This is a genomic window from Pseudomonas fragi (assembly GCF_025426255.1).
GTDB lineage: Bacteria > Pseudomonadota > Gammaproteobacteria > Pseudomonadales > Pseudomonadaceae > Aquipseudomonas > Aquipseudomonas kulmbachensis.
Genome location: NZ_CP104861.1, coordinates 5,030,108 through 5,042,809, shown reverse-complemented (window position 1 = coordinate 5,042,809; position 12,702 = coordinate 5,030,108). Strand labels below are relative to the sequence as shown.

The window sequence follows — 12,702 nt, the reverse complement described above, 5'->3', positions numbered from 1 at the left end:
ACGTATTAAAGGTGATGGACTCATCCCTGAGTGCGACACCATTGTGCAGGATCGCTTGGGCGCCCCTGCTGACGAATAGCAAAATACAGTGCTGGCGTGGCTTGACCGCCGCTGTTGCCCACGGTGGAAATTACTTCGCCGGCCTTGACGATATCTCCGGCCGACTTGAGCAACGTCTGATTGTGGCCATACAAGCTTAAGTAACCATTACCGTGATCCAGAATTACCAGCTGGCCTGCGCCACGCAGCCAGTCGGCAAACACCACGCGACCGCCATGTACGGCGTGAACCTGACTGCCAGCGGCGGCGCTGATCATCACGCCGTCCCACTTGGTGCGCGAATCGTCGCCACGGGTTTCACCGAAGCGGGCAAGCAATCGACCATCAACTGGCCACGGAAGTTTGCCCCGGGCTTGAGAAAAAACACCGCCGTAAGAAGCACCGGCACTCGACACCAGTGCGCCGGGTGTTGATTTGACCGCTTTGCGCGGGGCGTCGGTAACAACCGATTCAGCCTCGCGCTGGCGTTTTTTCTCGGCTTCCTGCTGCGCGATCAAGGCTTTCTGGCGCGCCTCTTCGGCTTCGCGGGCCTGACGGGCAAGGGTTTCCTCGATGGTCTTGAGGACTTTAGCCAGATCGGCCTGATCCTGCTCGCGGGCTTGCAACTTTTGATCGCGGTCTTTTACGTCGGTATTAAGCTTGGCCAGTACTTGCTGGCGCTCTGCGCGCACTTTGTCGAGTTCTGCGCGCTGGGTCTCCAGGCTGCTTTTTTGGGTCAGCAGTTGCGCCTGTTGCAGGTTGATATCGGCTTCGACATTGGCCAGTTGGCGCAGGGTTTCGTTGAAACCCTTGAGCTGCTCCAGACGAGCCTGGCTCAGGTAATCGTAATAGGTGAGGGTTCGGGCGAACTTCTCGGGATTTTGCTGGTTGAGCAGCAGTTTCAGGTATTCCTGCCGGCCACCCTGATAGGCGGCACGGGCCTGAATGGCGATCAGGCGTTGCTGTTCAAGTTTTGCGCTGTGGAGTTTTTTTTTCTCGCTATCGAGGCGCAGCAGCTCGCCTTCACTCTTTTTTAGTTCTTGTTGCAGGGTTTCTACCTGCTTCTCCAGTTTGCCGATTTCGGTTTCGGTGCCGCGCAGGTCTTTCTGCACGCCGGATTTTTCTTCCTGGAGCTTGCCGAGGAGCTTTTTCAGCTCGCCGATATCCTGGCGCGTGGCGTCCAGCTGCTGTTGGGTTTGCGCGCGCTCGTCGGCAAACGCCGGTTGGAGCAGGCATGCGAAGGTCAGGGCTATAAGGGCGCGAAGCATGGGGCGGGCGACACCTGGGGAACGGGACGGCCTAGTATGCCCGCCCTCGTCACCTATAAGAAATGGATGAAGGTGAAATTGTGATGAAACGGCCGGCCCCTGTGGGAGCGAGCCCGCTCGCGAATGTCGTTAACGATAGCGTGTGTTGATTGGATCATCGCGGCGCGCTTGAGACCTTCGCGAGCAGGCTCGCTCCCACAGGTTTTAATTTAAGCGTCGAGCAGAATCGATTTGCCGGTCATTTCTTCAGGCTGTGGCAGACCCAGCAGCTTGAGCATGGTCGGTGCCACATCGGCCAGTACACCGCCTTCGCGGACCTTGAGTGCACGCTTGCCCACGTAAATGAACGGTACGGGTTCACAGGTGTGGGCAGTATGAGCCTGACCGGTAGTGTCATCGGACATCTGCTCAACGTTGCCGTGGTCAGCCGTGATCAGGGCTTCGCCGCCGACTTTTTCCAGCGCCTCGACAATCCGTCCCACGCACGCGTCCAGGCACTCAACCGCTTTAACGGCTGCGTCGAACACGCCGCTGTGGCCAACCATATCGCCGTTGGCGTAGTTGACCACGATCACGTCATAACGCTGATTCTCGATGGCATCGACGATATGGTCGGTGACTTCGGGAGCGCTCATTTCCGGCTGCAGGTCGTAGGTGGCAACTTTCGGCGACGGCACCAGAATGCGCTCTTCACCCGGAAACGGTTCTTCACGCCCGCCCGAGAAGAAGAAAGTAACGTGGGCGTATTTTTCGGTTTCGGCGATGCGCAGCTGGGTTTTGCCGTTTTTGGCCAGGTAATCGCCGAGTACGTTCTCAAGGCTGCCGGGCGCAAATGCGCTTGGCGCCGGGATGCTGGCAGCGTATTGGGTCAGCATCACAAAACCGGCCAGTTTTGGCTGACGGGCACGTGCGAAGGCGTTGAAATCGTCTTCAACGAACACGCGGGTCAGTTCGCGGGCGCGGTCGGCACGGAAGTTCATAAAGACTACGGCGTCGCCGTCTTCCACTTTCACCGGCTCGCCGAGGGTCGTGGCTTTAACGAATTCGTCGCTCTCGCCACGGGCGTAAGCAGCCTCCAGACCTTCCTGGGCCGTGGTGGCGTTGAATTCGCCCTTGCCATCGACGATCAGGTTGTAGGCCTGCTCTACACGGTCCCAGCGATTGTCGCGGTCCATAGCGAAGTAGCGGCCAATCAAACTGGCGATACGGCCTTTGCCGAGAGCCTTGAACGCTTCATCCAGTAATTCGATGGACGATGCAGCGCTTTTTGGCGGTGTATCGCGGCCATCGAGGAAGGCGTGCAGGTAGATTTTTTCTGCACCGCGTTTGAATGCCAGTTCGGCCATCGCAATCAGGTGGTCCTGGTGGCTGTGAACGCCGCCATCAGACAGCAAACCGAGAATATGCACGGCCTTGCCTGCGCTCACTGCCTTGTCGACAGCGGCGCAGATGGTCGGGTTTTCAAAAAACTCGCCATCACGGATCGATTTGGTGACGCGGGTGAAATCCTGATACACCACGCGGCCGGCGCCCAGATTCATGTGGCCGACCTCGGAGTTGCCCATCTGGCCGTCCGGCAGGCCGACATCCATGCCCGAACCTGAAATCAGGCCGTTTGGCATGCTCGCGCAAAGACGATCCAGCACCGGTTTCTTGGCCGAATAAACGGCGTTGTATTCGTGACTTTCACTGTGACCGAAGCCATCCAGGATGATCAGGACCAAAGGTTTAGGCGTGGTAGTCATAGATCCCACTCGTGGCTGGTTTAATAGAAGGTATGAAGAGGACGCGCAGTTTAAAGCGAAGTTCATGTGGCGTCACCGCCGGGCGGGGTTTGGCCGACCAAGGTGGCTGTGTATACTGGCCCACATTTTACGACCCTGGAACCTTCTGATGGTTGAGCACCTGATTGCATTTGCGACTTCTCACTACCTGCTTGTAGGCGCGTTTGTCATCCTGCTGGCGTTGCTGATCACCCACGAAATAAGCCGTGGCGGGCGCAGCATCAGCACTGGCGAACTGACCGGTCTGGTCAATCGCGACGAAGGCGTGGTGATTGATATTCGTCCGGCCAAGGACTTTGCTGCCGGCCACATCGTGGGTGCATTGAACATTCCACAAGACAAGCTGATGGCGCGCATTGCCGAGCTGGACAAGCACAAGGGCAAAACCATTATCCTGGTTGACGCTCAGGGCCAGCATTCGGGCTCCCACGCTCGTGAGCTGCTCAAGGCTGGTCACAACGCGGCCAAGCTGTCTGGCGGTATCTCCAGCTGGCGCGCCGACAACCTGCCAGTGGTGAAGTAAGCATGTCCAAGGTCATCGTTTACTCCAGCGACTACTGCCCTTACTGCATGCGGGCCAAGGCTCTGCTTGAGAAAAAGGGCACTGCCTTCGAAGAAATCAAGGTCGACGGCAAGCCTCAGATACGTGCCGAGATGGCTCAGAAGGCAGGTCGTACGTCGGTCCCGCAAATCTGGATCGGCGACAAGCATATTGGCGGATGCGATGACCTGTTTGCTCTGGAACGCGCAGGTAAATTGGATGCGCTGCTGAACGTCTGACTCTCATTCTCTATAAGCCCCAAGATCAACAAGGATCTGTGATGACTGACCAACAGAACACCGCTGCTGTTAGCGATGAAGACTCCGCTCCACAATTCTCCCTGCAGCGCATCTACGTGCGTGACCTGTCGTTCGAGGCCCCAAAAAGCCCGGCGATCTTCCGTCAGCAGTGGGAACCGAGCGTTGGCCTGGATCTGAACACTCGTCAAAAGCCACTGGAAGGTGACTTCCACGAAGTGGTTCTGACCCTGTCGGTTACCGTGAAAAACGGTGACGAAGTGGCGTTTATTGCTGAAGTTCAGCAGGCTGGCATCTTCCTGATCAAAAACCTTGATCCAGCGTCGATGAACCACACCCTGGGCGCGTTCTGCCCGAACATCCTGTTCCCGTATGCCCGTGAAACCCTGGACAGCCTGGTAACTCGTGGCTCGTTCCCGGCACTGATGCTGGCTCCGGTGAACTTCGATGCCCTGTACGCGCAAGAATTGCAGCGCATGCAGGAAGAAGGCTCACCGACTGTTCAATAAACAGTCGTTGCCGAAAAAAGCGCCTGAGGGCGCTTTTTTTTTGGGTATGTCGAAGACTCTGTGGGAGCGAGCCTGCTCGCGAAGTTCGTTAACGATAGCGCGCGGGTGATGTTGAATCACCAGTTCTTGACGCCTTCGCGAGCAGGCTCGCTCCCACAGATAACGGGATGTGAATTACTTGAAACCCAGTTGCCGCCAGGCTTCGTACACGGCAACCGCCACGGTGTTGGACAGGTTCAGGCTGCGGCAGCCTTCGCGCATCGGCAGGCGCAGGCGATGTTCGCCATCCAGTGCATCGAGCACTTCGGGTGGCAGGCCACGGCTCTCCGGGCCGAAGATAAACGCATCGCCCTCGGCAAACTGCGCGTCGTGAAACGGCTTGGAGCCTTTGGTGGTAAAGGCAAACAGGCGCGGGTGGCCCAGGCTTTCAAGGCAACTGGCCAGGTCGGCATGGCGCTTGAGCGGCGCGTACTCGTGGTAATCGAGCCCGGCCCGGCGCAAGCGCTTGTCGTCCAGCTCAAAACCGATAGGCTCGATCAAATGCAGGTGGCAGCCGCTGTTGGCGCACAGCCTGATAATGTTGCCGGTATTCGGCGGAATTTCTGGTTGAAAAAGGATGACGTGAAACATGCACGGCTCCGAACTTAAAGATGGGCAGCATTCTACGCCTGAAGAAGACCCGCGACCGAAACTATGGCCGCGGGTTTTAGGTTCTTTGGCGATAGTCGGTGTGATGGTCGGGATGATGATCGGTCGTTTGACCGCGCCAACGCCGGTTGAACTGCAACAGGTGGACGTGCTCGCGGGTGGCCTGGTGGTGTGGTTCAGCGACGAGCCCAAGTGGCATGGTGAGCTGGTCGACGGCACGCTGGGGTTGTTGTTTGATGCCAAGGGCAAGCTTCAGAACGGCCAGTTGATGCTTAACGGCAAGAATGTGAATTGGCGGCTGCGGCGTACTGATGGGGGGTTGTTGCTGACTCTGGTGGCGGCCCGCCCCTTGCGGGGTGACTGGGCCGGTGCGCCGCAGGATGGGCGCTGGCGATTGCAGGTGAACCTGCGCGAGTAATAAAAGAGGGAATTCCAGCCTGCCTGTACCGGGTTCCCCAAAAGCGGTGTGCGCGTTGATGCAAAAGGCATCAAGGCTGCGGGTGTAAAAGTGGGGAGTCTTGACCTGCCTGTATCAAGGTCCCCTAAAGCGTTGTTGCTTGTTATAGGTATTGCAGGGGGCGTGCCAGGTTTTGATTTTTTGTAAAAATTGCCTGATGCATACGTAAAAGCCCCGGAATCCGGGGCTTTTGCGTTTGGTGTGACTGGTTTCTCGGTTGGTGTGGCTGTAACCATTGATTTAGAGCGGTGCGCGTTAATAGTGCGGGTTGCTTTAGGGTGGTGCGGTCAGGCTTTTGTGGGAGCGGGCTTGCTCGCGATGGCATCACTGCGGTTTTACAGGAAAACCGCGTCACTCCTATCGCGAGCAAGCCCGCTCCCACAGGGAAGGTGTGTGGCAGGTACTTAAGCTTCGTCGCTGTCATCCTCGTCGCCATCGATCTTCATGCCCAGTTCCTTGATTTTGCGAGTCAGGGTGTTGCGGCCCCAGCCCAGCAGCACGGCGGCATCGCGGCGTCGGCCTGCGGTGTGCTTGAGCGCGGTCTCGATCATGATGCGCTCAAAGGTAGGCACTGCACTGTCGAGCAAATTGGACTGGCCACGGCCCAGCGCCTGGTCGGCCCACTGGCGCAGCGCTTGCTCCCAGTTGGTCACTGGAGAAGTGTCCTGCTGCAGGTTCAGCAGTTCGGGCGGCAAGTCGCTGATATGCACTTCGCGGCCCGAAGCCATTACCGTGATCCAGCGGCAGGTGTTTTCAAGCTGGCGCACGTTGCCTGGCCACGGCAGGTTTTTCAGGTATTGCTCGGTTTCGGCCTTCAGCAGCTTGGGCTCCACGGACAGCTCTTGCGCGGCGCTGCTGAGAAAGTGCCGGGCCAGGGTCGGAATGTCTTCGCGACGGTCCGACAGGCGCGGGATATGGATGCGGATCACGTTCAGACGGTGGAACAAGTCTTCGCGAAACTTGCCAGCCTGTACCAGGGTTTCGAGGTTCTGGTGGGTAGCAGCGATGATCCGTACGTCGACCTTGACCGGCGTGTGGCCGCCAACCCGGTAGAACTCGCCATCGGCCAGAACCCGCAGCAGACGGGTTTGGGTGTCGGCAGGCATGTCGCCGATTTCATCCAGGAACAGCGTACCGCCATCGGCTTGCTCAAAACGGCCCCTGCGCAGGTTCGCGGCTCCGGTGAAGGCACCTTTTTCGTGGCCGAACAGTTCGGACTCCATCAGGTCCTTGGGGATCGCTGCCATGTTCAACGCAATAAACGGCGACGCGGCCCGTGGGCTGTGGCGGTGCAGGGCGTGGGCCACCAACTCCTTGCCCGTGCCCGACTCGCCGTTGATCAGAACCGTGATGTTGGAATGGCTAAGGCGGCCAATGGCGCGGAACACCTCCTGCATCGCCGGCGCTTCGCCGATGATTTCCGGGGTTCTGGCCAGTGCTGGAACCACTGTCAGGCCTTGTTGTTCCTGAGCGTGCTGGTTGGCACGTTTGACCAGTGATACGGCTTCATCGACATCAAATGGCTTGGGCAGGTATTCAAACGCACCACCTTGATAGGAGGCCACGGCGCTGTCCAGGTCGGAATGAGCGGTCATGATGATCACGGGCAGACGGGGGTGCTGTTCGCGAATCTTGGCCAGCAAGTCCAGGCCGCTGGAGCCAGGCATACGGATGTCGGAAATAATGACATCGGGCTGCTGGCGAGCCAGGCGACTCATCACGCCATCGGCGCTGTCGAAGCTTTGTGTGGTCATGCCTTCCTGTTGCAAGGCTTTTTCCAGGACCCAGCGGATAGAACGGTCGTCGTCGACGATCCACACGGTTTCACTTCGGCTCATGTCGATGCGGCTCCTTGTTCCAGTGGTAGAAAGATCGAGAAGAGTGTGTGGCCGGGGTGGCTTTCACACTCGATCAACCCCTGGTGCTGACTGATGATGTTCTGCGTGATGGCTAGGCCCAGCCCGGTGCCATCAGGGCGGCCGCTGACCATCGGGAAGAACAGGGTGTCTTGCAACTCGGCCGGGATGCCCGGCCCGTTGTCGATAATTTCGATTTTGGTGACCAGTCGGTGGCGCACATGACCAATGGTGAACTGGCGCATGGCGCGGGTACGCAGGCTGATGCGGCCCAGACGCAGCTCGTTCTGGCTGCCTATGGCCTGCATCGCGTTGCGCACGATATTGAGTACTGCCTGGATCATTTGTTCACGGTCGATCAGCAGGTCGGGCAGGCTCGGATCATAGTCACGCACCAAAGTGATGCTGCCCTGTGTCTCGGCCTCAACCAGATTGCATACGCGCTCCAGCACTTCATGAACATTGGTCATGGCCAGCGAAGGCAGTTTGTTGGAGCCCAGCATGCGGTCGACCAGATTACGCAGGCGGTCGGCCTCTTCGATGATCACGTTGGTGTAGTCGCGAAGGCTTTCGTCGGGCAACTGGCGCGCCAGCAACTGCGCTGCACCGCGAATGCCACCCAGCGGGTTCTTGATTTCATGGGCCAGCCCGCGCACCAGCATCTTGCTGGTTTCCTGTTTGGACAACTGGGCTTCTTCTTTGGTGATGCGCAGCAGCCGGTCGCGTGGGTGGACTTCGAGCAGCAGCATGGTGTCGCCATTGCTCAAGATTGGCGTTACGGCGTAATCCACCGTCAGGTTCTGGCCCGTTAACGAGGTCAACATGGCTTCGCGCTTGGTGAACGGGTGGGCCTGTTCAACCGCTTGGCGCAAGGAATGCAGAGCTTCGGTGGACTCGGTGAACAGCTCGCTGATGAATTGCCCGTGACTGCGTTGTCCGCTGATCGCCAGCAGCATTTCCGCCGCCGGGTTCATGTACTCAAGGCGTAAATCGGCATTGAGTAAAAGCGTGGCAGTGGTCAGGTTATCGAGTAACAGTCGGTGCAGGGCGTCACTGATGGTCATGGGCCGGTCCCGGATTGCGTGCGCGGGTGAGGCGCTGGTGCAAGGAAAATGCAAAAAACAAACCAAGGCTCTGAAAAGAAGCGCGAATCGCCTGAAATAGGGGCTTTGAGCCCGGTTAGGTAGCGCTCTTGATCAGGTTGCGAGCGGTTTTGAACCAAATTGGGCTGGCAAGTGAACATTCTGAACAGTCATTGCACCAATATAGTGCATTGAGGCTGAATAGATTCAGTCCCTTCAAAATACCAGCTGTACGGCAATATTGTTCAGTCACTCTGTGGGAGCGATCTTGCTCGCGAAGGTCGTGAACAATACCGCGCGCTTGCTGGATAACCGTGGCTCTTGGGACCTTCGCGAGCAGGCTCGCTCCCACAGTTGGGCTGATCAAGTGGGGCAGCTCCAGGGAAGAGCTACCCGCGAGGTGCTTACCGGGACAGGGGCATGCCGCTGCCACCGGCATAAAATACGATCAGCTCAACGGGCTTGTTACCGCTGGTTCCGCGGTGGGAGGTCTGCACGACTTCGGGCAGGGCTTCACCTGGGCGTACGGTGATTTTTTGTTGGCTGTCCCTGGTTTCAACCTGCAGCTCGCCTGACAGCACATAGGCCACATTAGGCATGGGATGCTCGTGCCAATTGAGTGTGGTGTTGGCGGGAATGGTGATTTTGACAACGGTAATTTCAGGCTGGCCGGCGGGGTACGGGGCGTAAGCAGTGCCATCCCAGGCTTCGCCGGTCTTGAGCAGCTGCTCAACCTGTACACCGGATGGTTTGTTGCTGCACCCGAGCAACGCGAGGCAGGCGAGGCAGGCGAGGGGCAGGAACAAGGCTTTGAGGGTGTGTGCAGGTGTCATGGCAGCGTCCGTTTGAGAAGTCGGCTCAAACTACAGATCGCGCTTTGGGGTGGCTGTCAGGTGTGAGTGAGAAGTTGACCGGGTATTGCTGAGGCTGGTGTAAGACGTTGCGCATAAAAAAAGCCTCCCGTAGGAGGCTTTTTTCAGGTCACGCCGCTTGCGCGAGCGTTACTGGATCAGCAGCTGTAGTACAGCTCGTATTCCAGTGGGTGTACGAAGGTACGGACCTGGATTTCTTCTTCGCTTTTCAGGGCGATGTAAGCGTCGATGAAATCGTCGCTGAAAACGCCGCCTTTGGTCAGGAACGCACGACCTTTGTCCAGCTCTTCCAGGGCTTCTTTCAGGCTGCCGCAAACTTGTGGGATCTCTTTCGCCTCTTCAGGCGGCAGGTCGTACAGGTTTTTGTCAGCTGCATCGCCAGGGTGGATCTTGTTCTGGATGCCGTCCAGGCCAGCCATCATCAGTGCGGCGAAGCACAGGTACGGGTTAGCGGCTGGATCCGGGAAACGTGCTTCGATACGGCGAGCCTTAGGGCTGGACACGTAAGGAATACGGATCGACGCGGAACGGTTGCGAGCCGAGTAGGCCAGCATTACCGGAGCTTCGAAACCTGGTACCAGACGCTTGTAGGAGTTGGTAGCCGGGTTAGTGAAGCCGTTCAGGGCCTTACCGTGCTTGATGATGCCGCCGATGAAGTACAGGGCGGTGTCGGACAGGCCGGCATAGCCTTCGCCAGCGAAGGTGTTCTTGCCATCTTTGGAGATGGACATGTGTACGTGCATACCCGAGCCGTTGTCGCCGTACAGAGGCTTAGGCATGAAAGTAGCGGTACGGCCGTAGGCGTCTGCCACGTTGTGTACGCAGTACTTCAGGGTCTGAACTTCGTCAGCCTTTTTCACCAGGGTGTTGAACTGCACGCCGATTTCGTTCTGGCCGGCAGTTGCCACTTCGTGGTGGTGAACTTCGATGACCAGGCCCATTTCTTCCATGGCGTTGCACATGGAGGTACGGATTTCGTGGTCATGGTCGAACGGCGGAACAGGGAAATAGCCGCCTTTAACGCCTGGACGGTGGCCTTTGTTGCCGCCTTCCACGTCCTGGTCGGACATCCACGAACCTTGTTCGGAGTAGATCTTGAACATGGAGCCGGAAATATCGGACTTGAACTTGACCTGGTCGAAGATGAAGAACTCTGGCTCCGGACCGACGAAAACGGTGTCGCCGATACCGGTGGACTTCAGGTATTCCTCGGCACGGGTAGCGATGGCGCGTGGGTCGCGGTCATAGCCTTGCATGGTCGAAGGTTCGATGATGTCGCACACCAGAATCAGCGTTGGCTGTTCGGTGAACGGATCCAGAACGGCAGTGCTGTCGTCTGGCAGCAGGATCATGTCGGACGCTTCGATGCCTTTCCAGCCAGCAATGGAGGAGCCGTCGAACATTTTGCCATCGATGAAGAAGTTTTCATCGAGCGCATCACGGGCCGGCATGGTCACGTGGTGCTGAGTGCCTTTGGTGTCAGTGAAGCGCAGATCAATCCACTTGACGTCATGATCTTTGATGAGTTGAACCGACTTCGACATAGTGTCCTCCGGGGTGGCTTAGGGCTTGGTAGTGGAGAGCCCTTGATAAGTGGTTGATGCCGGCGCGAATACTCTGCCAAGGCAACCTGCCTCACAAGGGAGCAAATTGCATGCCAGTGCCCCGACTTGGGTTTTATGCCCCAATCTCAAGCAGGTTAGCGTCGCAGACTACCGATTAGCGGCGTTTATCGCACTCAAATGAAGCGAAATCCGGGGTTTATGTTCCATTTTGGTGCGTTGAAAACCGTTTGTACGATAACTGGTTAAACCTTGAGCAATTTCCGCTATAATCCGCGCCCCCCTTTTTTGGCAGGCTGCTCGCGCGCTGTTTTCATGAAACTAATCGTTAAAGTCTTCCCCGAAATCACTATCAAGAGCCGTCCGGTTCGGATGCGTTTCGTCCGTCAATTGGCTAAAAACATCCGTACTGTGCTCCGCGATCTGGACCCGGCTGTGGTGGTGACGGGCGTGTGGGACAACATCGAGCTGCAAACGCGCGTAAGTGACCCTAAAGCCTTGAAAGACATGACCGAGCGCCTGAGCTGCATGCCGGGCATCGCGCATTTCCTGCAAGTCGATGAGTACCCTTTGGGCGACTTCGATGACGTCGTTGAAAAGTGCAAAATGCACTTCGGCGATGCGCTGGCAGGCAAGATCTTTTCCGTACGTTGCAAACGCGGTGGCAAGCACCCATTTACCTCGATGGAAATCGAGAAATACGTCGGCAGCAAGCTGCGTCGTGAGTGTGGGGCGGCTGGAATTGATCTGAAAAAGCCGGAAATTGAAGTCCGCTTCGAAATTCGCGACCAACGGTTGTTTGTGATTCACAGCCAGCACGACAGCATTGGCGGCTTCCCGCTGGGCTCTCTGGAACAGACCCTGGTGTTGATGTCCGGTGGCTTCGACTCCACAGTTGCGGCCTACCAGATCATGCGTCGCGGCCTGATGAGCCACTTTTGCTTCTTCAACCTCGGCGGGCGTGCCCACGAACTGGGCGTGATGGAAGTCGCGCACTATATATGGAAGAAGTACGGCAGCTCGCAGCGCGTGCTGTTTGTCAGCGTTCCGTTCGAAGAGGTTTTGGGCGAAATTCTCGGCAAAGTCGATAACAGTCATATGGGTGTCATTTTGAAGCGTATGATGTTGCGCGCAGCGACCCGTATCGCTGAGCGGCTCGACATCGAAGTACTGGTGACCGGTGAAGCGATTTCCCAGGTTTCCAGTCAGACGCTGCCCAACTTGTCGCTGATTGACTCGGCTACTGACAAATTGGTGCTGCGCCCGCTGATTGCGAGCCACAAGCAGGACATCATTGATCAGGCGGTTGAAATCGGTACGGCCGATTTTGCCAAGCACATGCCTGAATATTGCGGGGTTATTTCGGTTAACCCCAAGACCCACGCCAAACGCAACCGCGTGGAGTACGAAGAACAACAGTTCGATATGGCCGTGCTTGAGCGAGCGCTTGAGCAGGCCAAACTGGTGCCGATTGATCGGGTAATCGATGAATTGGGCCAGGACTTGCAAGTCGAAGAAGTCAGCGAAGTGCTGGCGGGCCAGATCGTGATCGACATCCGTCACCCGGATGCTCAGGAAGATCAACCGCTGGAACTGGCTGGCATCGAAGTACAAGCGTTGCCGTTCTATGCACTGAACAGCCGCTTCAAGGAACTGGATGACACCCGTCAGTACCTGTTGTATTGCGACAAAGGCGTGATGAGTCGCCTGCATGCTCACCATTTGCTCAGTGAGGGACATGCCAATGTGCGCGTTTATCGACCGAGCTAAGAGCCCGGGGCTGTATGCCTGTGGCCTGCGTCACCGGCCCCCCGACGCCACCGTCAA

The 12,702-nt window shown here is 57.4% G+C and carries 12 protein-coding genes; 5 read left to right on the top strand and 7 right to left on the bottom strand.

The features are described from left to right. Positions 1–20: 20 nt before the first annotated feature. Positions 21–1,307, bottom strand: a complete 1,287-nt coding sequence (locus N7D90_RS23090; protein ID WP_261740142.1) for a murein hydrolase activator EnvC family protein — start codon at positions 1,305–1,307, stop codon at positions 21–23. A 209-nt stretch (positions 1,308–1,516) separates the two neighbouring features. Beyond that, on the bottom strand, positions 1,517–3,052 hold the full coding sequence (gene gpmI, locus N7D90_RS23085; RefSeq protein ID WP_261740141.1) for a 2,3-bisphosphoglycerate-independent phosphoglycerate mutase: 1,536 nt from the start codon (positions 3,050–3,052) through the stop codon (positions 1,517–1,519). Between the two features lie 148 nt (positions 3,053–3,200). On the opposite strand from gpmI, the gene N7D90_RS23080 reads away from it, so the two are divergent. The 3 genes from N7D90_RS23080 to secB are packed head-to-tail and all read left to right on the top strand — an operon-like array spanning position 3,201 to position 4,398. Next, positions 3,201–3,614 (top strand): rhodanese-like domain-containing protein, encoded by a 414-nt coding sequence (locus N7D90_RS23080; protein WP_048360501.1) that lies wholly within the window; start codon positions 3,201–3,203, stop codon positions 3,612–3,614. Positions 3,615–3,616: 2 nt separating this feature from the next. Beyond that, the gene (gene grxC / locus N7D90_RS23075; protein ID WP_261740140.1) at positions 3,617–3,871 is read left to right on the top strand and encodes a glutaredoxin 3; all 255 of its coding nucleotides are present in this window, start codon (positions 3,617–3,619) and stop codon (positions 3,869–3,871) included. 41 nt (positions 3,872–3,912) lie between these two features. After that, a complete protein-coding gene (gene secB, locus N7D90_RS23070) occupies positions 3,913–4,398 on the top strand; it encodes a protein-export chaperone SecB (RefSeq protein ID WP_095027950.1) in 486 nt (161 codons plus the stop codon). Between the two features lie 174 nt (positions 4,399–4,572). Here the strand turns inward: secB and N7D90_RS23065 are convergent, their stop codons facing one another. Beyond that, positions 4,573–5,028 carry a tRNA (cytidine(34)-2'-O)-methyltransferase gene (locus tag N7D90_RS23065; RefSeq protein WP_261740139.1) on the bottom strand — a complete coding sequence of 152 codons (456 nt, stop codon included), beginning with the start codon at positions 5,026–5,028 and terminating at the stop codon, positions 4,573–4,575. Here N7D90_RS23065 and N7D90_RS23060 point away from each other — a divergent pair. Then, on the top strand, positions 5,027–5,464 hold the full coding sequence (locus N7D90_RS23060; RefSeq protein ID WP_261740138.1) for a hypothetical protein: 438 nt from the start codon (positions 5,027–5,029) through the stop codon (positions 5,462–5,464). The two genes, N7D90_RS23065 and N7D90_RS23060, sit on opposite strands and share 2 nt — an antisense overlap. Before the next feature lie 443 nt (positions 5,465–5,907). On the opposite strand, the gene ntrC is transcribed toward N7D90_RS23060, so the two are convergent. The 4 genes from ntrC to glnA form a co-directional block, all read right to left on the bottom strand. After that, positions 5,908–7,341, bottom strand: a complete 1,434-nt coding sequence (gene ntrC / locus N7D90_RS23055) for a nitrogen regulation protein NR(I) (protein ID WP_261740137.1) — start codon at positions 7,339–7,341, stop codon at positions 5,908–5,910. Continuing rightward, positions 7,338–8,423, bottom strand: coding sequence for a nitrogen regulation protein NR(II) (gene glnL, locus N7D90_RS23050; RefSeq protein ID WP_261740136.1), 1,086 nt, complete (start codon positions 8,421–8,423; stop codon positions 7,338–7,340). Before glnL ends, ntrC begins: the two co-directional genes overlap by 4 nt. 422 nt (positions 8,424–8,845) lie before the next feature. Beyond that, on the bottom strand, positions 8,846–9,274 hold the full coding sequence (locus N7D90_RS23045; protein WP_261740135.1) for a cupin domain-containing protein: 429 nt from the start codon (positions 9,272–9,274) through the stop codon (positions 8,846–8,848). A gap of 176 nt (positions 9,275–9,450) precedes the next feature. Further along, a complete protein-coding gene (gene glnA / locus N7D90_RS23040) occupies positions 9,451–10,857 on the bottom strand; it encodes a glutamate--ammonia ligase (protein ID WP_261740134.1) in 1,407 nt (468 codons plus the stop codon). Between the two features lie 333 nt (positions 10,858–11,190). Between glnA and thiI the strand changes: the two genes are divergently transcribed. Next, on the top strand, positions 11,191–12,645 hold the full coding sequence (gene thiI, locus N7D90_RS23035) for a tRNA uracil 4-sulfurtransferase ThiI (RefSeq protein ID WP_261740133.1): 1,455 nt from the start codon (positions 11,191–11,193) through the stop codon (positions 12,643–12,645). Positions 12,646–12,702: the final 57 nt, after the last annotated feature.